Source organism: Curtobacterium sp. ZW137 (genome assembly GCF_003762905.1).
GTDB lineage: Bacteria > Actinomycetota > Actinomycetes > Actinomycetales > Microbacteriaceae > Curtobacterium.
In genome coordinates this window covers 459,457-477,759 of the sequence record NZ_RJKS01000003.1, presented here as the reverse complement: position 1 = coordinate 477,759, position 18,303 = coordinate 459,457, and the positions used below count along the sequence as shown (strand labels likewise).

The 18,303-nt window shown below is 70.9% G+C and carries 18 protein-coding genes and 3 tRNA genes; 5 read left to right on the top strand and 16 right to left on the bottom strand.

Translation table 11 applies throughout. The features are described from left to right. Nucleotides 1-116: 116 nt before the first annotated feature. The 11 genes from EDF55_RS11965 to tilS form a co-directional block, all read right to left on the bottom strand. Nucleotides 117-551: a hypothetical protein gene (locus EDF55_RS11965; protein WP_123655171.1), complete on the bottom strand. Its 435-nt coding sequence runs from the start codon at nt 549-551 to the stop codon at nt 117-119. Next, on the bottom strand, nt 548-1,240 hold the full coding sequence (locus EDF55_RS11960; protein ID WP_185017338.1) for a Rossmann-like and DUF2520 domain-containing protein: 693 nt from the start codon (nt 1,238-1,240) through the stop codon (nt 548-550). Before EDF55_RS11960 ends, EDF55_RS11965 begins: the two co-directional genes overlap by 4 nt. After that, nucleotides 1,237-2,997 carry a PH domain-containing protein gene (locus EDF55_RS11955; RefSeq protein ID WP_123655169.1) on the bottom strand — a complete coding sequence of 587 codons (1,761 nt, stop codon included), beginning with the start codon at nt 2,995-2,997 and terminating at the stop codon, nt 1,237-1,239. The genes EDF55_RS11960 and EDF55_RS11955 overlap by 4 nt, the downstream gene beginning before the upstream one ends. A 9-nt stretch (nt 2,998-3,006) precedes the next feature. Beyond that, nucleotides 3,007-3,528, bottom strand: coding sequence for a PH domain-containing protein (locus EDF55_RS11950; RefSeq protein ID WP_123655168.1), 522 nt, complete (start codon nt 3,526-3,528; stop codon nt 3,007-3,009). 18 nt (nt 3,529-3,546) lie between these two features. After that, the gene (locus EDF55_RS11945; protein WP_123655167.1) at nt 3,547-4,026 is read right to left on the bottom strand and encodes a DUF3180 domain-containing protein; all 480 of its coding nucleotides are present in this window, start codon (nt 4,024-4,026) and stop codon (nt 3,547-3,549) included. Next, on the bottom strand, nt 4,023-4,607 hold the full coding sequence (gene folK, locus EDF55_RS11940) for a 2-amino-4-hydroxy-6-hydroxymethyldihydropteridine diphosphokinase (RefSeq protein WP_123655166.1): 585 nt from the start codon (nt 4,605-4,607) through the stop codon (nt 4,023-4,025). The genes EDF55_RS11945 and folK overlap by 4 nt, the downstream gene beginning before the upstream one ends. After that, nucleotides 4,604-5,008: a dihydroneopterin aldolase gene (folB, locus tag EDF55_RS11935; RefSeq protein WP_123655165.1), complete on the bottom strand. Its 405-nt coding sequence runs from the start codon at nt 5,006-5,008 to the stop codon at nt 4,604-4,606. Before folB ends, folK begins: the two co-directional genes overlap by 4 nt. Beyond that, nucleotides 5,005-5,889 (bottom strand): dihydropteroate synthase, encoded by an 885-nt coding sequence (folP, locus tag EDF55_RS11930; protein WP_123655164.1) that lies wholly within the window; start codon nt 5,887-5,889, stop codon nt 5,005-5,007. The genes folB and folP overlap by 4 nt, the downstream gene beginning before the upstream one ends. Before the next feature lie 6 nt (nt 5,890-5,895). Further along, entirely contained in the window at nt 5,896-7,884 is a 1,989-nt protein-coding gene (ftsH, locus tag EDF55_RS11925) for an ATP-dependent zinc metalloprotease FtsH (RefSeq protein WP_123655163.1), read from the bottom strand. Between the two features lie 115 nt (nt 7,885-7,999). Next, nucleotides 8,000-8,551, bottom strand: a complete 552-nt coding sequence (hpt, locus tag EDF55_RS11920) for a hypoxanthine phosphoribosyltransferase (RefSeq protein ID WP_123655162.1) — start codon at nt 8,549-8,551, stop codon at nt 8,000-8,002. 19 nt (nt 8,552-8,570) lie between these two features. Then, nucleotides 8,571-9,590 (bottom strand): tRNA lysidine(34) synthetase TilS, encoded by a 1,020-nt coding sequence (tilS, locus tag EDF55_RS11915; RefSeq protein WP_123655161.1) that lies wholly within the window; start codon nt 9,588-9,590, stop codon nt 8,571-8,573. A 64-nt stretch (nt 9,591-9,654) separates the two neighbouring features. Between tilS and EDF55_RS11910 the strand changes: the two genes are divergently transcribed. Beyond that, nucleotides 9,655-10,146 (top strand): inorganic diphosphatase, encoded by a 492-nt coding sequence (locus EDF55_RS11910; RefSeq protein WP_070417329.1) that lies wholly within the window; start codon nt 9,655-9,657, stop codon nt 10,144-10,146. Between the two features lie 108 nt (nt 10,147-10,254). On the opposite strand, the gene EDF55_RS11905 is transcribed toward EDF55_RS11910, so the two are convergent. Together EDF55_RS11905 and EDF55_RS11900 are read right to left on the bottom strand one after the other, a co-directional pair. Beyond that, the gene (locus EDF55_RS11905) at nt 10,255-11,712 is read right to left on the bottom strand and encodes an NlpC/P60 family protein (RefSeq protein ID WP_123655160.1); all 1,458 of its coding nucleotides are present in this window, start codon (nt 11,710-11,712) and stop codon (nt 10,255-10,257) included. A gap of 32 nt (nt 11,713-11,744) precedes the next feature. Next, a complete protein-coding gene (locus EDF55_RS11900; RefSeq protein WP_123655159.1) occupies nt 11,745-13,049 on the bottom strand; it encodes a M23 family metallopeptidase in 1,305 nt (434 codons plus the stop codon). Nucleotides 13,050-13,350: 301 nt separating this feature from the next. On the opposite strand from EDF55_RS11900, the gene EDF55_RS11895 reads away from it, so the two are divergent. The 3 genes from EDF55_RS11895 (at nt 13,351) to EDF55_RS11885 (ending at nt 13,627) form a co-directional block, all read left to right on the top strand. Then, nucleotides 13,351-13,423: transfer RNA gene (locus EDF55_RS11895), tRNA-Glu, on the top strand. Between the two features lie 53 nt (nt 13,424-13,476). Next, nucleotides 13,477-13,553, top strand: a tRNA-Asp gene (locus tag EDF55_RS11890). Nucleotide 13,554: 1 nt separating this feature from the next. Beyond that, nucleotides 13,555-13,627: transfer RNA gene (locus EDF55_RS11885), tRNA-Phe, on the top strand. Nucleotides 13,628-13,797: 170 nt separating this feature from the next. On the opposite strand, the gene EDF55_RS11880 is transcribed toward EDF55_RS11885, so the two are convergent. Then, nucleotides 13,798-14,808, bottom strand: a complete 1,011-nt coding sequence (locus tag EDF55_RS11880) for an aldo/keto reductase family protein (protein WP_123655158.1) — start codon at nt 14,806-14,808, stop codon at nt 13,798-13,800. Between the two features lie 79 nt (nt 14,809-14,887). Here EDF55_RS11880 and EDF55_RS11875 point away from each other — a divergent pair, with 79 nt between their 5' ends. Then, nucleotides 14,888-15,886, top strand: coding sequence for an NAD-dependent epimerase/dehydratase family protein (locus tag EDF55_RS11875; RefSeq protein WP_123655157.1), 999 nt, complete (start codon nt 14,888-14,890; stop codon nt 15,884-15,886). Nucleotides 15,887-16,046: 160 nt separating this feature from the next. Here EDF55_RS11875 and rocD read toward each other — a convergent pair whose 3' ends face one another. Both rocD and ddaH read right to left on the bottom strand, forming a co-directional pair. Continuing rightward, a complete protein-coding gene (rocD, locus tag EDF55_RS11870) occupies nt 16,047-17,288 on the bottom strand; it encodes an ornithine--oxo-acid transaminase (protein ID WP_123655156.1) in 1,242 nt (413 codons plus the stop codon). Beyond that, nucleotides 17,288-18,193, bottom strand: coding sequence for a dimethylargininase (gene ddaH / locus EDF55_RS11865; RefSeq protein WP_221180750.1), 906 nt, complete (start codon nt 18,191-18,193; stop codon nt 17,288-17,290). The genes rocD and ddaH overlap by 1 nt, the downstream gene beginning before the upstream one ends. Between the last annotated feature and the right edge of the window lie 110 nt (nt 18,194-18,303).

Sequence of the window (18,303 nt, the reverse complement as noted above, 5' to 3'; positions counted from 1 at the left end):
GGGACCGGTGCCGAGCGACGATGTCCGACCGGTGGGCGGGATGCGCGCGGGGAGTCGCGACCCCTCAGCGGACCGATGAAGCCGATCGGGCCCCGGAACCGACGGAACGCGAGCACTCAGGCCTCGAAGGCCCCGGCAGGGGGCCGCCCCTGTGCACGCAGCAGGAGCAGCGTCACCGACGACCCGACGTAGGCGGCCGCCACGAGCAGCATCACCACCGTCCCGAGCACGTCGAACGCTCCGATGGTGGACGCCCGGGCGAACAGGGCGTCCGCGACGAAGTACGCCGCGAGCAGGAACCCCGCGAACGGCCTTGCGGTCATCCGCCACCACGCCCGAGGCGGCTCGACGGGCTCGTCCTCGCCGCGGAAGAGCCGGACGCCGACGACGACCATCGCCACGAGTCCGATTGCAGAGAGGAAGGGCACGGCCGCGTCCGGCAGGCCGATCGCCCACAGGAGCAGGGCGAGGAGGACCTCGACGACGGTGGCCCCCACGACGTACCCGACCTTCGCCTGGGCGGTGGTGATCCGGAAGCCCGACTCCGTCACAGCGTGGACTGCCCGTCGGCCGCGGCGAGCGCGTTGTCGACGGCGGACCGCACCAGGGCGCCGAGCACCCGCCCGGGGTGCTCCACGCCGATCCCGGAGAGGGTGCCGGCGGACTGGTCCACGATCGCGGTCGAGAAGCTCACGGCAGCGCGGACGGCGTCGGCGTACGCCGGCCGGTCGGCCTCGGCGACGACGAACGGCTCCGCCCCCATCTCCACGACGAGCGCCTGCGCGATCGGCAGCACGGGCGCCGGTGCGGTCACGGCGCAGTACGCGTCCCGCAGGCGGGCGAGGTCGACGCTCGTGCCGGTGAACGCCATCGCGGGGTGGATCGCGAGCGGGATCGCGCCGGCGGCCATCGCGGGGGCGAGGACCCCGACGCCGTGGTCAGGGCTCGTGTGCACCACGAGCTGGCCCGGCTGCCAGATCCCGGCGTCCGCGAGCCCCTGCACGAGGCCCGCGAGCTGGTCGTCCGGCACGGCGAGCAGCACGAGTTCGCTCCGCTCGACGAGGTCCGGCGTCTCGAGCACGGGCACGCCGGGGAGCAGCGCCTCGGCACGGTCCACGCTCGACTCCGACACGGCGGTGATCCCGACGACGGCGTGCTCCGCGTTCGCGAGCGCGGCACCGAGCACCGGTCCGACGCGTCCGGCGCCGACGACGCCGACCCCGAGTCGCCCGGCCCTCATCGGACCGCTCCGGTGGGTGGCACGTCGGACCACCCGACGGGAGGAACGACGGGCGGCGCGACATGCCCTGGAGCCGCCGCCTGCGGAACCGCAGGGGGCGCGTCCAGGGCAACCCGAGCCTCCAGGCCGTCGTGTCCAACACCCGAGGCGGACCGCCACCGGTGGGACGTGTCGGTCGCGGCGGCCTCGATCGCGCGGTGCGCGGTCTCCGACCACAGCTCTTGCGCGTCCCGCGCGTCGAGCGCACCGACGGACGCGGTGACCGGGCCCTGCACGGTCTGCACGTGCACCGACGCGAGTCGGAGCAGCCGCTCCACCGGCCCCTGGGACACCTTCACGCTCTGCACGCGGGGCAGCGGCACGACCACGAGCGACCGCCAGACCGCACCGAGCCGGAGCAGCACCGCCCCCTGGACGAAGCGGTAGCCGTTGCGGCGCGCGGAGAGCGGCCGGAGCCAGCGACCGCGGCGGGGCGAGTAGCGGAACCCGCCCTGGTCGCCCGACGTGGTGAGGCTGTCGTCGACGACGCTGACGGCCTCGGCCGAGCCTTCGCGGAGGAGGTCCTTCGAGGCGGACGGTCCGACGACGGCGCTGCCGACGAGTGAGGGCAGGATGATCTCGAGGACCTGCCGGACGTCGGCGGCGTCACCGACGGGCAGCACGATCGAGGACACCTGCTGGTTGTTCGACGCCCCGTTGCCGGCGTTGGTGGCCCGGTTGATGCGGATGTCCCACCAGCCGAACGGCCGCCACATCAGCGGCTGCGCGACGCTGACGGCGTGGATGCGCCCGGGCGGCAGCGTCTCGTTCGTGGTCGAGACGAGCCCGAAGCCGATCCGGATGCCGTCCCGGGTGTCCGCGATCGTGTACTGCAGCGACTTCGAGAACTTCCGGACGTAGTACCCGCCGGCGCCGATGACGGCCGGGAACAGCGACACGAGCAGGAAGTACTGGCCGGTGATCGCGATGCTCACGATGATCGCGACGACGGCGAGCAGGATGAACACCGTCGTGCCGGAGAGCACCATCGACGCGATCAGCCGGCCGGGCTTCACCTTGACGATGCGTGTCGCGTGCACGGCGGACGGGTCGAGCTCGGGCGAGAGGAACTCGTTCACCCGGTCCTGGACGCGGCCGTTGCTCTGGCGCTCGCCCGCTTCCGTCTCGTCCTCCTGTGCGCCGGAGGCGAGCACCAGGATCCGCTGCCGGAGGTCGTCGGCGGCCCTCGCACCGAGGTAGGCGAGCTGCACGTTCGCGTCGTTGCCGGCCTGTGCGATCTCGAGCCGGGCGGTCCCGAAGATCCTCGGGACGAGCGGTCGGGTGATGTTGATGCCCTGGATCCGGTCGAGCCGCGCCTTCCGGTGGTTCCGGAAGAGGACGCCCGAGCGGACCTCGACGATCTCGCCGGTGACCCGGAACTCGTGCATCCGCCAGGACAGGTAGAACAGGCCGATCAGCACGATGAGGAACCCGGCGATGCCGAGCAGCACCCAGCCGACGGCGCCGTGCTCGTACACGTACCGGACCGGGTCGCCTTCTTCCGAGGGGCCACCGCCGCCCGGGATGATCATGTCGAAGAGGGTGTCGCGGAGGTTGTTCAGCACGATGCCGAGCACCACGATGAGGAAGATCCCACCGCGGAGCAGCGGCGTCAGCGGGTGCAGGCGGTGCCACTCGCCGTCGGTCAGGGGTGCGGCGGCGGCAGCGTTGCCGCTGCGGGGCGGTGCCGGCGGCGGAGGGCCGGGTCGGAACGTCACGGTGACCGCCTAGAGCCCGGCGCGGCGGGTCTCGGCGAGCTCGACGAGCCGGTCGCGGAGCTCGTCGGCGTGCTCGGCGGGGATCCCGGGGATGCGGACGTTCGTCGACGCGGCGGCGGTCACGAACTTCAGCTCGCTCATCCCGAGCGCCCGGTCGAGCGGGCCCCGGTTGATGTCGACGAGCTGCAGGCGCCCGTAGGGGACGGCGGTGAAGCGCTGCCACATCAGCCCGCGCCGGAGCACGAAGTCGTCGTCGCGGAGGGCGTACCCGATCGCACGGACCCGTCGCGGCGTGAGGATCGCGGTGATCAGCGTGATGATCCCGACGACGGTGGCGATCAGGGTCCAGACCAGGCCGGTCGTCTCGCCGACGCCCCCGGTCGCGAGGCCGATCAGCACGCAGCCGACCGTCACCACCGCACCGGCGAGCACCGTCGTGATGAGTTCGGTCCAGACCAGCTTCGCGGACACCCTGGTCCACGCGATGCCGGTCAGCCCCAGGCCGGGCTCGTCGAGTCGTTCGCGCGGCATCGGGGCCCTCCTGCTGTGTCAGTTCACCGTGGTGCCGTTCCGCGGGTCGTCGCGGTCGTCGTCGTCCGGCGGAGCGATGCACATGCGCTCGGCGACGAGGGCGCACACGGTCAGCACGATCCCACCGCCGACCGCCACGGCACTCGGCAGGGTCGAGCCTAGCGAAGGGACCACCGAGCGGGTCAGGAGGTACACGAGGAGCCCGAGGGCGAACGCGCCGAAGAGGACGCCGCAGATGCTCGAGGCCTTCGCGAGCACCACCACGCGGGTCGCGTAGATCGGGTCGACCCGGCGGTCGGCCCCGCCGCGAACGTGCCGGCGGACCGGCAGCGCCAGGGCGATGAGGACGATGCCGATGAACGCCAGCGTGAAGCCGAGCGGGGTGACCAGGATGAGCGCGGGCGCCTGGCGCGAGGCCAGTGCCGCGTTCAGGGCGAAGCCGGCGATGCCCGCCACGAGGGCGAGGCTGACGAGTGTGGAGGCGCGGGTGGTCTTCACGGGGCGTGTTCCGTTCCGGCGGTGGTCGGGTCGGTCTCGGCTTCCGTCACGTCCGGACGGGAGGCTCGGGTCGGGTCGTCGAGGAGGCGCGGCTCGTCGACGCGGTCGGTGTCGTCGCCGAGTGCGGCCAGCAGGTCGGCGACCGGTCCGGCACCCGGCAGCACCGCGTCGGGGTCGGCGTCCAGCCAGGGCGCGAGGACGAAGGCCCGCTCGTGCGCCCGGGGGTGCGGCACGGTGAGCGTCTCGGTGTCGATGCGCTCGTCCCCGTAGGTGATCACGTCGAGGTCGAGCGTCCGGTCGCCCCAGCGGACCTCCCGGGTGCGGCCGTGGGTGTCCTCCACGACGTGCAGGGCGTCGAGGAGTTCCTGTGGTGCGAGCACCGTGTCGAGGACCACGACGGCGTTCCGGTACCGGGGCTTCGACGTGTCGAGGCCGTCCAGTGTGAGGGCGACGGACTCGACCTCGTGGCTGGACCCGACGGCGGTGACACCGGGGATCGCGGCGACGGCGGCCGCGGCGGCCCGGAGCGTGCTGCCCCGGTCGCCGAGGTTCGCGCCGAGGGCGACGACGGCGCGGGTCACGCCGGCTCCTGCTCGTCCGCGGGTCGCGCGGGCTCGTCCGCGGCACGCGCTCGGCGGATGGTGATCGAGACGTCCGTGAACGGCACCGTGATCGGGGCCTGCGGCTTGTGCACGGTGACCTCGGTCGCCAGCGCCGCCCGGTGGGTCAGCACCGCGGCGGCGATCCGCTCGGCGAGGGTCTCGATGAGGTCCACCGGATCGCGTTCGATCTCGGCGACGACCTGCTCGGCGAGCACCCCGTAGTGGACGGTCTGCTCGAGGTCGTCCGGACCGGAGGCCGCGCGGGCGTCGACCTCGACGGCGACGTCGACGACGAAGTCCTGGCCGTCGGCGCGCTCGTGGTCGAAGACGCCGTGGTGACCGCGGGCACGGACCCCGACGAGGCGGATGGTGTCGTTCACGATCGAGCTGCCCTCCAGGCTTCCCAGACGTCGAGCACGGCGCGGGTCGGCGCCGGGTCGTGCACGCGGACGCCCCAGGCGCCGCGCTCTGCTGACAACAGGCTGATGGCCGCCGTGGCCAGGTCGCGGTCCTTCGGCGGGGCTCCCGCGGGGCTGCCGATGCCCTCGAGGAAGCGCTTCCGCGATGCGGCGACGAGCACGGGGAGCCCGATCGACGCGAAGCGCTCGTACCCGGCGAGGATCTCCCAGTTCTGTACGCCCTGCTTCGCGAAGCCGAGCCCCGGGTCGATGACCACCTGCTCCTGACGGACCCCGAGCACGATGAGCTCGGCGACGCGCATCTCCACCTCGCGCCGGACCTCCTCCACCGCGTGCTCGTACACGGCGTCGCGGTACATCCGGTCGCTGTGGCCGCGCCAGTGCATCACCACGAAGCCGGTGCCGGTGGAGGCGACCACGCGGGCCATGTCCGGGTCGGCCAGGCCGCCGGAGACGTCGTTGACGATCGCCGCGCCGAGCTCCACCGCACGCTCCGCAGTGGACGCGTTCATGGTGTCGACGCTCACGGCGATGCCCTCGGCCACGAGCTCCCGGACGACCGGCAGCACGCGGTCTTGTTCCACCTGGAGCGGGACCCGCTCGGCACCGGGCCGGGTGGACTCGCCACCGACGTCGACGATGTCCGCGCCGGAGGCCACCAGGTCACGGGCGTGGGCGAGCGCGGTGTCGTACGCATCGTGCAGGCCACCGTCCGAGAACGAGTCCGGGGTGACGTTGAGGATGCCCATGACCCGGGTGCGCTCGCGCTGGAGCGCACCCGGGTCACGGCGACGGCCGGTCGCGGCGAGGCGGCGGTCCCGTCTCGTCGGGAGGTCGGTCATCCCGGCCTACGCGGGGGCGATACCCGGGTTGCCGAACGGACGGTGGCGCGGGGTCTTCGACGCCTCGCGGTCGTTCGACTCGGACGCGGTGTTCGCCGCCTTGCCCGGGACGTCGATCGCGGGGAGGTTGCTCACCGGGCGCTTGTCGCTCGAGAGCCACTGCGGGCGCTCGGGCAGCTTGCGGACGTCCTTGAAGATCTCCACGAGCTCCGGGGCGTCGAGGGTCTCCTTCTCGAGGAGCTCGCCGGCCAGACGGTCGAGGATGTCGCGGTTGTCGTTGAGCACCTGGTAGGCCTCGTCGTGCGCGGCTTCGAGCAGGGCACGGGTCTCGGCGTCGACCGTCTCGGCGATGTTCTCCGAGTAGTCGCGCCCGGTGCCGCCGCTCATGTCACGACCGACGAAGGGCTCCGTGGAACCGGCGCCGAGCTTGACGGACCCCACCGCACGGCTCATGCCGTACTCGGTGACCATCTTGCGGGCGGTGCCGGTGGCCTTCTCGATGTCGTTCGACGCACCCGTGGTCGGGTCGTGGAAGACGATCTCCTCGGCGACGCGGCCGCCCATGGCGTAGGCGAGCTGGTCGAGCAGCTCGTTGCGCGTGACCGAGTACTTGTCCTCGAGCGGGAGCACCATCGTGTAGCCGAGGGCACGGCCGCGCGGCAGGATCGTGATCTTCGTGACCGGGTCGGTGTGCCGCATCGCCGCTGCCGCGAGAGCGTGACCGCCCTCGTGGTACGCCGTGATGAGGCGTTCCTGGTCGGACATGATCCGGGTCCGGCGCTGCGGGCCCGCCATCACGCGGTCGACGGCCTCGTCGAGGGCACGGTTGTCGATCAGCTGCGCGTTCGAACGGGCGGTGAGGAGCGCCGCCTCGTTCAGGACGTTCGCCAGGTCGGCGCCCGTGAAGCCCGGGGTCTTGCGGGCGAGGAGCTCGAGGTCGACGCTCGCGGCGAGCGGCTTGCCCTTCGCGTGCACCTCGAGGATCTGCTTGCGGCCGGCGAGACCAGGGGCGTCGACACCGATCTGACGGTCGAAGCGGCCCGGACGGAGCAGGGCGGGGTCGAGCACGTCGGGACGGTTCGTCGCGGCGATCAGGATGACGTTCGTCTTGCCGTCGAAGCCGTCCATCTCGACGAGGAGCTGGTTCAGCGTCTGCTCGCGCTCGTCGTTGCCACCGCCGATGCCGGCACCGCGGTGACGACCGACGGCGTCGATCTCGTCGATGAAGACGATGGCCGGCGAGTTCGCCTTGGCCTGCTCGAAGAGGTCACGGACGCGGCTCGCACCGACACCGACGAACATCTCGACGAAGTCCGAACCGGAGATCGAGTAGAAGGGGACGCCCGCTTCGCCGGCGACGGCGCGCGCGAGCAGGGTCTTGCCGGTTCCGGGAGGGCCGTACAGCAGCACGCCCTTCGGGATCTTGGCGCCGACGGCCTGGAACTTGGCCGGCTCCTTGAGGAACTCCTTGATCTCGTGGAGCTCTTCGATCGCCTCGTCCGCACCGGCGACGTCCGCGAAGGAGACCTGCGGGTTCTCCTTGTTGTTCATCTTCGCCTTGGACTTGCCGAACTGCATCACCTTCGAGCCGCCGCCCTGGGCACTCGAGAGGAGGAACCAGAACAGGCCGAGGATGAGCAGGAACGGCAGGAGCGTCAGGATCAGCGAGACGAACCAGTTCGACTGCTGGACGGTGTCGTTGTAGCCCTTCGGCAGGTCGGCCTTGGCGATCGCCTCGACCACCTCGGCGCCACGGGGGGTCGAGTAGTAGAACTGCTCGGTGGTGCCGCCGTCCTTGAGGGTGAGGTCCACGCGCTGCTCGGTGGAGTTCACCACCGCGGAGGAGACCTTGCCGTCAGAGAGCTGCTCGAGGCCCTTCTGCGTGTCGATCTGCTGTGTGCCGGACTGGCTGATGAAGGCCCACCCGATCCAGATCCCCACGATCGCAATGAGCACGTAGATGTACGGCCCGCGGAGGATGCGCTTGAAGTCCATGTGATCCGGGCAGAGCGCCCGACACCTTTCTCTGCCGAAGTTGCGTGCTGATCAGCATACGGCCGCGATTCTGTGGCGAGAATGGGTGTCCTCTGCGGGCGAACTCCCCGTTCGACTAGGAGTAGATGTGCGGCGCGAGGACGCCGATGCCGCGCAGGTTGCGGTAGCGCTCGTCGTAGTCCAGACCGAAGCCGACCACGAACTCGTCCGGGATGTCGTAGCCGACGTACTTCACGTCGACCTCGACCTTGGCGGCCTCGGGCTTGCGGAGCAGCGCGACGATCTCGACGCTCGCGGCACCGCGGGACTCGAGGTTCTGCTTGAGCCACGACAGCGTCAGGCCGGAGTCGATGATGTCCTCGACGATGATGACGTCGCGTCCGTGCAGGTCGGTGTCGAGGTCCTTGAGGATCCGCACCACGCCGGAGGACTTCGTGCCGGAGCCGTACGACGACACCGCCATCCAGTCCATCTTCGCCTGCAGCGTCAGGTGGCGGGAGAAGTCCGCCATGACCATGACCGCGCCCTTGAGGACGCCGACGAGCAGCGGGTCCTTGTCGGCGTAGTCGCGATCGACCGCCGCAGCGAGTTCGGCGATCTTGTCGTCGATCTGCTCGGGGGTGAAGAGCACTTCGGAGAGGTCGTCCTGCACGTCGGAGAGTTCCACCGGTCCAGCCTAACCGGCCCTACGCGGCAGCGAAGGACAGTCGGTCACCGTCGCGGGACGCCCGGACACCGGGTAGGTCGATCGGCCCCTGTCCGCCCCAGTCGGTGACGAGCCGGCAGACCTCGAGCGTCTGGACGCGGGACAGCGTCACGCCGAACTCGCTCTCCACGGCGAGGCGCACGAGTCGCTGCCGGAGCGCCGGCGGGTTCGCGTGCAGCTCGCGCACGGACAGCGAGATCCCGGCTTCCGAGTGCTCGGCGAGGTCCTCGGCCATCTCCTCCGCGAAGTGGTCGAGCGCCGCGGAGTCCTCACGCAGCTGGTCGGCCGTGCGTGCCAACGCCTCCTGCACCCCGGCGCCGAGCTCCTGCTCGAGCACCGGCATGAGCGTGGTGCGCACCCGGACCCGGGCGAACGCCGGGTCCTCGTTCTGCGGGTCGTGCCACGGCGCCAGCCCCGCTGCGGCGCAGGCCTGGCGGGTGGTGTGCCGCCGCACCGCCAGGAGCGGTCGGCCGTACGCCGGTCCGCCCTCGCGCCGCGCGAGCGGCTGCATGCCGGACAGGCTGTCCGGCCCGCTGCCGCGCAGCAGGCCGAGGAGCACCGTCTCGGCCTGGTCGTCCAGGGTGTGCCCGAGGAGCACGAGGGGCGACCCGGTGGCGGACGCGACGTCCGCGATGGACGCGTGCCGGGCCTCCCGGGCGGCGCCTTCCGGACCGCCGTCGGAGCCGACGACGACGCGTCGGACGGTCACCGGGTCGAGACCCAGTTCGGATGCCTGTCTGGAGGCTCGGGTCGCGACCGCCTCGGATCCCGCCTGGAGTGCGTGGTCGACGACCACAGCACCGGCTCGGAGCCCCTGCTTCGGTGCCTCGAACGCGGTGGCGGCCGCGAGCGCGAGCGAGTCCGGTCCGCCGCTGAGTGCGACGAGGACGAGGTCGCCGTCGGCGACGACCTGGTCGTCGCGGGCACGGGCCAGGAGGTCACGGACCGCACGACGCACGTCGGCGACCGCGGGATCCAGCCGGGGACGCGGAGAGTTCACCCGGTAACGTTAGCCGCGCTTTCGGAACCACCGACAGACCCATCGACAAACCAGGAGTGCAACCATGGCCGCGTACGACGTCGTCGTCGAGATCCCCAAGGGCAGCCGCAACAAGTACGAGGTGGACCACGAGACCGGTCGCGTGTACCTCGACCGCGTGCTGTTCACGTCGTTCGTGTACCCGACCGACTACGGGTTCTTCGAGAAGACCCTCGCGGACGACGGTGACCCCGTGGACGCGCTCCTGCTGCTCGAGTACCCGACCTTCCCGGGCGTCGGCGTCAAGGTCCGCCCGGTCGGCGTCTTCAAGATGAGCGACGAGGCCGGCAACGACGCGAAGGTCCTCGTGGTCCCCGCGAAGGACCCGCGCTGGGCGCACATCCAGGACATCTCCGACGTCGACGAGCAGACGAAGGCCGAGATCGCGCACTTCTTCGAGCGCTACAAGGACCTCGAGCCGAACAAGTGGGTCAAGGCCGAGGGCTGGGGCGACGCCGCCGAGGCCGAGGCGATCGTCACGGCCGGCCAGGCCGCGTACGTGCCCGCCGGTCACTGACGCTGCCGCCGCTTCCGCTGCGTCTGCCGCGTCCGCGGCTTCCGCTGCTTCCGCGCTGACGCCGAACGGCCCGGTCCCCTGGTGGGGCCGGGCCGTTCCGCGTTCCCGCTACAGGGAGCCGGAGGGGCGCGCCACGTAGGGCAGCAGCTGACTCGGGGTCCAGACGGCCCGCTCGACGACGCCGACACCCGGTCGAGCAGCCTCGACCATCATCCCGCCGCCGGTGTAGATCGAGTCGTGGTAACCACCTGAAGCGGTTCCGTTCGACGAGTAGAAGAGGATGTCACCCGCCTGACGCTGCGAGAGCGGCACGAGCCGGCCGATCGACTTGAAGTAGTTGTACTGCCACACGACGTTGTGCCCACCGGTCGCGATGCCCTGCGAGTTGTAGGCCATCATCACCAGACCGGAGCAGTCCCACGTGTTCGGGCCCGCGCCGCCGAGGACGTACGCCTTGCCGAGCTGGGCACGGGCGTACGCGATGGCGCCGGCGGCCTTGGACGGGGTGCTCGGTGCTGTCGGGGTCGTGGTGACCGGCTTCGAGGGCGTGGTCGTGACGGGCGTGCTCGGCTTCGCCGGGGCGACGGGCGTCGTCGTGGCGGGCTTCGACGTCGTGGGGGACGTGGTGGACGGCTTCGTGGTCGTCGTGGACGGCTTCGTCGTCGTGGTCGACGGCTTGGTCGTGGTCGTCGTGCCGCCGCCGCTGGTCGACGGCTTCGTCGTGGTGGTCGTCGTGCTGCCGGTGGTCGCCCCGCCGCTGCTCGCCCCACCGTCGTCGGTCGTGGCCTGCGCCGCGAGTTCGGCCTCGGCCTGCTTCGCGCGCTGCTCCGTGTAGTACGCGCTCTCCGTCGCGACGGTCGTGCCCTTGAGGTAGGCGAGCTGCTCGAGCACCTCGTCCTGCTGCTCCTGCCCGGCCGCGAGCTTGCCGTTCGCGGCGGCCGCGGTGTCGTTCGCCGAGTCGAGGGCGGTCTTCGTGGCGTCGGTCGCCTTCGTCAGGGCCTTCGCCGCCTGGCTCTTCTGCGCCGCGAGCGAGTCGACCGTCTTCTGGTCGGCCTTCGCCTGCGCCAGCACCGTCGCCGAGCGCTCGGACAGGTGCGACATCGTGCCGACCTGGTACAGCAGGTCCTTCGCGTCGGCGGAGTCCACGAGCATGCTCGTCGACAGGTCCCCGCCGCCGGTGCGGGAGAGCTCGACCACGAGCGCCGCGACCTGCCCTGCCGACTCGTCGGCCGCGGTCTTCGCACGCTTGGCCTGCGCGGTCAGGTCGTCGAGCGTCGACTGCGCCTCCTGCTGCTTCGACGCTGCCAGCGCGTACGTCTGGCCCGCCTGCTGCACCACGATGCCGGCCGCGTCGGCGTCGTCCTGCAGCGAGGACAGCCGCGAGGCGAGCTCGTCGACCGTCTGCTGCTTCTCCGCCTGGTCGGCCTTCGCCGCCTGCACGTCAGCCCACGACGGGGCCGCAGCGGGGGTCGCCCCTGCCGGTCCCGCGATCCCCACCGAGAGCCCGATGCCGAGCAACGAGACGGTGGCGATGCCGCAGGCGAGGGAACGCGCAGGCTTCTTCATGTGGTGTCAGGGCCTCTCGGGCGCGCACACGGTCATACCGAGATCCCCCGCGCTGCCATGAAGGGGACCGGGTCGACGGCTGCGCCGTTCACCCGGGTCTCGAAGTGGAGGTGGCACCCGGTGGACCACCCGGTCGAACCGACCTGGGCGATCTGCTGCCCGGCGGAGACGTGCTGGCCGGCGGCGACCATGATCCCGCCGTCGACGATGTGCCCGTAGGCGGTGGAGATGCCGCCGCCGTTGTCGAGCACGACCTCGTTGCCGTAGCCGCCGCCGTTGCCTGCGAAGGTGACGGTGCCGGAGTGGGCCGCGTAGATCGGCGAGTAGCAAGCCGGCGCCAGGTCCACACCAGCGTGCAGGGCATGAGCTCCCGTGTACGGGTCGACGCGGTAGCCGTAGGGGCTGGTCTGGTAGCCGGCGCTCGGGCGGACCCAGCCGGAGGAGTTCGGGGTGCCGCCACCGGAGCCGTTGGAGCCGGCGCCGGAACCGCCGCTCGGGGCAGCGGCAGCAGCGGCCTTCGCGGCGGCGGCTGCACGGGCCTTGGCGAGGGCCGCCTGGCGCGCCTTCTCCACCGCCACGCCCTTGTTGTACTTCGCCTCGACGTTCGTCGCGTTCGAGGTGAGCAGGGTCAGCTGCGCCTCGAGTCGCGCCTGGTTGTCGTTCTGGGCGTCCACCGCGGTCTGCGCGGCCTCGGCAGCCGACTGCGCGGCTTGCATCTTCTGCTGCGCGGCGTCCGCGAGGGCGCCGAGGGCCTTCTTCGCGACGGCCGACTTGTCCGCGAGGGCCTGCGCCGTCCCCCGGTCCTGCGTCGCCTGTGAGTAGATGCCGTCGGCCTGCTCCGTGAGCTTCGACATCGCGCCGAGCTCGTACAGCAGGTCACCGGAGTTCGTCGGGTGCGTGAGGAGGTCCGTCGTGACGTCGTTCGAGCTCGCACGACCGAGCTGGGCGGCGAGCTGGCCGGCCTGCTCCTCGGACTGCGCCGCGGTCTTCTCGGCCGCGTCGGCCTGCTCCTGCAGCTTCTGCTGCTTGAGCGTCGCCTCGTCGAAGTTCGTCTGCGCCGTCTGGTACGCCGTTCCCGCTGCGGCGGCGGACTTCTGCTTCGCCGCGGCCTCGGTCGTCAGGTCCGAGATGAGGCTCTTGATCTCGGTGACCTTGTCCTGCTGGGCGGACTCGGACGCCTTCGCGGCCTGCACGTCGCTCCAGCTCGGGTAGCTCGCCGCCGATGCCTGCTCAGCGGGCGCGAACGCGGCGATGGCCCCTGCAGTGAGCACGACAGCCACCGCGGCGGCGATCACGCGGCGGCGGGGGCTGAGGGACTGCGATGGTGAGGTCGACATACATCTCGATTTCGTAACAGCGCGGCAAGGCTCACGCACGTAACACTGTTAACAGACGCAACAGTAACAACAGGTGCCGGACCGGGGCAGCCCCTCGCACGAGGGACACGGACCGACGACGATGCTCGCACTCGAACACCGACGGCGCAGAATCGGAGGGACTCCTCCACCGTGAGTGAAGCCCGCGCGCCGTGTTCCCGGACCTGCGACACGCCGGGCGGAGCCGGTGCGGGCACGCCGATTTGTCATCCGCGCAGGGCTTCCGTATGCTTGACCTCCGGTGCAGCGATGTACTGCTTGCGGCCCCATCGTTTAGTGGCCTAGGACACCGCCCTTTCACGGCGGCAGCACGGGTTCGAATCCCGTTGGGGTCACTCCTCGTGAGACAGCAAGCAGGAACAGAGCAACACCGGATGCAAGTCAATATGGCCCTGTAGCGCAGTTGGTTAGCGTGCCGCCCTGTCACGGCGGAGGTCGCGGGTTCAAGTCCCGTCAGGGTCGCCACGGCTGGATAGCTCAGTTGGTAGAGCGTTCGACTGAAAATCGAAAGGTCCACGGATCGATGCCGTGTCCAGCCACGGTGAAAGGCCCCTCACGCGAGTGAGGGGCCTTCGCCGTTTCTGCGGCGGGCGCACCGGTGGTGCGGTTCGCGTTCGCACAACCGAAACCACCTGGCACCGCCGACGTCCGTGGTGCGAAGCGGTTTCGGTTGTGCGAACTCCAGCCCGTGCGCCGGGCGCCGCGGCCGTCAGGCCTCGCGGGTCTTCGGGCTGCTGTCGTTCGTCTTCGCCGGGTCCCGCTCGACGACGCCCCCGAGCGCGTCGTCGATGCGTGAGAGCAGCTCCGCAGGGATCGTCACGCCGGCAGCGCCGGCGTTGTCGTGCACCTGCTCCGGCCGCGATGCGCCGATGATCGCGGACGCCACGTTCTCGTTCTGCAGCACCCACGCCACGGCGAGCTGCGCCATCGAGAGGTCCAGCTCCTTCGCGATCGGCTCGAGCTCCTGCACGGCGGACAGCACCTCGTCGCGCATGAACCGCTTGATCATGTCCGCGCCGCCCTTGTCGTCGGTGGCACGCGAACCCTCGGGCAGCGGCTGACCGGGCTTGTACTTCCCGGTGAGCACACCCTGGGCGATCGGCGACCAGACGATCTGGGAGATGCCGAGTTCCTTCGAGGTGGGGACGACCTCTTCCTCGATGACCCGCCACAGCGCGGAGTACTGCGGCTGGTTCGAGATGAGCTGGAAGCCGAGGTCCTTCGCCAGCGCGGCGCCGGCACGGAGCTGCTCGGCGGTCCACTCCGAGACGCCGACGTACAGGACCTTGCCCGCGCGGACGACGTCGGCGAAGGCCTGCATGGTCTCTTCGAGCGGGGTCTCGTGGTCGAAGCGGTGCGCCTGGTACAGGTCGACGTAGTCGGTCTGCAGCCGCCCGAGCGACCCGTCGATGGACTCGAGGATGTGCTTCCGGGACAGCCCGGTGTCGTTGTGGCCCTTCGGACCGGTGGGTCCGAAGACCTTCGTCGCGATCTCCAGCGACTGGCGCCGTTCACCCTTGAGCGCTTCGCCGAGGACGGTCTCGGCGCCGGTGTTCGCGTACACGTCGGCGGTGTCGAACGTCGAGATGCCGACGTCGAGGGCTGCCCGGACGCAGGCGATCGCGGCGTCGTTCTCGACCTGGGACGCGTGGGTCAGCCAGTTGCCGTAGGTGATCTCGGAGACCTTGAGGCCCGAGTTCCCGAGGTAGCGGTACTCCATGTGCGGTGTTCCTCCCGTGCCGCATCGGTGCGGCGTCTCCATGGACGCTAGCCCCGCCGGAACGTGGTTACGTGGAGGAATGACGAGCAACGGAGCGAGCGTCCTGTTCATCGGCGGGAGCGGCGTGATCAGCGCCGCCTGTGTCACCGAGGCGACCCGGCAGGGACTGGAGGTCACGGTCCTGAACCGCGGGACCACCGGGGGCAGGCCGATCCCGGAGGGTGTGACGCGCCTCCAGGCGGACGTGTCCGACCGCAGCGCCCTGGCGGACGCACTCGGCGACCGCCACTTCGACACGGTGGTGAACTGGGTGGCCTTCACGCCCGACCAGGTGCAGGCGGACATCGACTTCTTCGCCGGCCGGACGAACCAGTACGTGTTCATCAGCTCGGCCTCGGCGTACCAGACCCCGCCGACCCACCTGCCGATCACGGAGTCGACCCCGCTGAAGAACCCCTTCTGGCAGTACTCGCGGGACAAGATCGCGTGCGAGGACCTCCTCATGCAGGCGTACCGGGAGCAGGACTTCCCGGTGACGATCGTCCGCCCGTCGCACACCTACGACGAGACCAAGCTGCCCCTGACGGGTGGGTGGACGGCGATCGCGCGGATGCGCGCCGGGAAGCCCGTCATCATCACCGGCGACGGGACGAGCCTCTGGACGCTCACCCACAGCCGCGACTTCGCGGTCGGGTTCACCGGCCTGCTCGACAACGCTTCGGCGATCGGGGAGGCGTTCACCATCACGAGCGACGAAGCGCCCACGTGGAACGCCATCGCGCACGAGATCGCCGCCGCGGCCGGGGTCGAGGACCTGCGCATCGTGCACGTCCCCGCCGACGCGATCAACGCCGTGGACGCGGACTGGGGTGCAGCGCTGCTCGGCGACAAGGCGAACAGCTCCGTCTTCGACAACAGCAAGATCCGGTCGCTCGTGCCCTGGTACCACCCGCGCACGCCGTACCGGCAGGGCGTCCGCGAGGTCATCGCGTGGTTCGAGGCGCACCCGGAGGAGCAGGTCGTCGACGAGCGGCTCGATGCGCTGATGGACCAGCTCGCGGAGCGCTGGGCGGTCTGACGCGCGGGTGCGGGGCGCGGGGCCTGCGGTTCGACCCGTCGACGCACAACGCAAACCGGCTCGCACCACGTGATCACGTGGTGCGAGCCGGTTTTGGTTGTGCGGGTCCACCCGACACCCAACACCGGACGGCCTGGAGGCCCGGTGCCGGTCCGGCGAATCAGCTCCGGTCGCGGAGGACCGCGCCGAGGGCCCCGATCGCCATGGCGATCTCGTCGTCCGTGACGACGAGGGGCGGGGCGAAGCGGATCGTCGACCCGTGGGTGTCCTTCACGAGGACCCCGCGCTCGGCGAGTCCCTTCGCGATCTCCTTGCCGGTCCCGATGGCCGGGTCGATGTCGATGCCCGCCCAGAGCCCGGCGACCCGGTGCGCGACGACGCCCTTGCCGACCAGGTCCTCGAGCAGCCCGCGCAGCAGCGGTTCGCCGTCGAGTGCACGCTGCTGGAACGTGCCCTCGCCGAGCATCGTCACGACCTCGGCGCCGACGGCCGCGGCGAGCGGGTTGCCGCCGAACGTGGAACCGTGCTCGCCCGGACGGAGGACACCGAGCACCGCGGCGGAACCGACGACGGCCGACACCGGGACGATGCCACCGCCGAGCGCCTTGCCGAGCGTGATCAGGTCGGGGCGGACGCCGACCCGCGACACCGCGAGGGTGTGGCCGGTGCGTCCGAGCCCGGACTGGATCTCGTCGGCGACGAACAGCGCACCGAACTCGTCGCAGATCTCCCGCACCGCCGGCAGGTAGGACGCCGGCGGGATCACGACGCCGCCCTCCCCCTGGATGGGCTCGAGCAGCACCGCGACGACGGTGTCGTCCATCGCGGCACGGAGCGCGTCCGCGTCGCCGTACGGCACCGTGCGGAAGCCCGGCGTGTACGGGCCGAAGTCGTCCTTGGCGTCCGGGTCGTCGGAGAACGAGATGATCGTCGTCGTCCGGCCGTGGAAGTTCCCGCTCGCCACGATGATCGTGGCCCGGTCGGCGGGGACGCCCTTCACCCGGTAGCCCCACGCCCGCGACACCTTGATCGCGGACTCGACCGCTTCCGCGCCGGTGTTCATCGGCAGCACCATCTCGGTGCCGGTGAGCTCCGCCAGGCTCGACGCGAACGGGCCGAGCTGGTCGTTCACGAACGCGCGGCTCGTCAGGGTCACCCGGTCGAGCTGTGCCTTCGCAGCAGCGACCAGCCGGGCGTTGCCGTGGCCGAAGTTCACGGCGGAGTACGCCGCGAGGCCGTCCAGGTACCGCTTGCCGTCGACGTCCGTCACCCACGCGCCGTCACCCGAGGCGATGACGACGGGCAGCGGGCTGTAGTTGTGCGCCAGCGAGCGGTCCTCGACGGCGAGCGCTGCGGCGGTCGCCGCACCGAGCCCGGTGCCCGCGCCGGTCGCGGTGGTCATCAGGACCGCGCCGCGGAGTTGCCGGTGCCGACCGGGTGCAGGTCGAGCGTGCAGCACTTCACGCCGCCGCCACCGAGCAGGAGCTCGGAGAGGTCGACGCCGATCGGGTTGTAGCCCTTCGCGCGGAGCTGCTCCGCGAAGGTGGTCGCGCGCGCGGCGATGACGACGTTGTACCCGTCGGAGTAGGAGTTCAGGCCGAGGATGGCCGCGTCCTCTTCGGTCGCGATGATCGCCTCGGGGAAGCGCTCGCGGAGGATCGCGAGCGACGGCTCGTCGAAGGCGCTCTCGAGGTACGCGATGTTGCTGCGGCCGTCCGCGTCGGGCTCCGGGTCGAGCACGGCGATCGCGGTGTCCAGGTGGTAGAAGCTCGGGTTGATCAGCTTCAGCGTGATGACGTCGCGGCCGTAGACCTTCGCGATCTCCTCGTGCGAGGTGCTGTCGGAGCGGAAGCCGGTGCCGGCGAGGATGACGTCGCCGACGAGCAGGAAGTCGCCCTCGCCCTCGTTCGTCTCGACGGGCTCGGCGACCTGCAGGCCTGCGCCGCGGAACCAGTCCATGTACGCGGGGCCCTCGGGCTGGCGCTCCGGGTACTGGAACTTCGCGCCGTACGCGACACCGTCGAGCACGAAGCCGCCGTTCGCCGCGTAGACCATGTCCGGCAGGCCCTGGATCGGGTCGATCAGGTGGATCTCGAACCCGAGCCCCTGGTAGACGTCGTGGAGTTCCTGCCACTGGGCGACTGCCTTCGCGGTGTCCGTGGGGTCCTCGGGGTGCATCCAGGGGTTGATCCGGTAGCTCACCGTGTAGAAGTCCGGCTTGCACATCAGGATCGTGCGCTTGGTGGCGGTGCGAGTGGGAGTCGTCGTGGTGGCGGCTGCGGGGTTCGACGTGGCTTGGGTCGACACGGGAGTCCTCCTGGGACTTCGGGCCCGAGCCTGCCAGGAACCACCTGGAGCGATCTCGGTGAGATGCAGGCTCACTCACCGTGTTCCACGGCGGACCAGGTCGACGCCGT

Excerpts from the sequence above, each read along its gene's own strand:
- EDF55_RS11875 (WP_123655157.1), top strand. The coding sequence starts at position 14,888 with ATGACGAGCAACGGAGCGAGCGTCCTGTTCATCGGCGGGAGCGGCGTG.
- EDF55_RS11950 (WP_123655168.1), bottom strand. The coding sequence starts at position 3,528 with ATGCCGCGCGAACGACTCGACGAGCCCGGCCTGGGGCTGACCGGCATC.
- EDF55_RS11880 (WP_123655158.1), bottom strand. The coding sequence starts at position 14,808 with ATGGAGTACCGCTACCTCGGGAACTCGGGCCTCAAGGTCTCCGAGATC.
- EDF55_RS11910 (WP_070417329.1), top strand. The coding sequence starts at position 9,655 with ATGGCCGCGTACGACGTCGTCGTCGAGATCCCCAAGGGCAGCCGCAAC.
- EDF55_RS11900 (WP_123655159.1), bottom strand. The coding sequence starts at position 13,049 with ATGTCGACCTCACCATCGCAGTCCCTCAGCCCCCGCCGCCGCGTGATC.
- rocD (WP_123655156.1), bottom strand. The coding sequence starts at position 17,288 with ATGACCACCGCGACCGGCGCGGGCACCGGGCTCGGTGCGGCGACCGCC.
- folP (WP_123655164.1), bottom strand. The coding sequence starts at position 5,889 with ATGACCGACCTCCCGACGAGACGGGACCGCCGCCTCGCCGCGACCGGC.
- EDF55_RS11960 (WP_185017338.1), bottom strand. The coding sequence starts at position 1,240 with ATGAGGGCCGGGCGACTCGGGGTCGGCGTCGTCGGCGCCGGACGCGTC.
- EDF55_RS11905 (WP_123655160.1), bottom strand. The coding sequence starts at position 11,712 with ATGAAGAAGCCTGCGCGTTCCCTCGCCTGCGGCATCGCCACCGTCTCG.
- ftsH (WP_123655163.1), bottom strand. The coding sequence starts at position 7,884 with ATGGACTTCAAGCGCATCCTCCGCGGGCCGTACATCTACGTGCTCATT.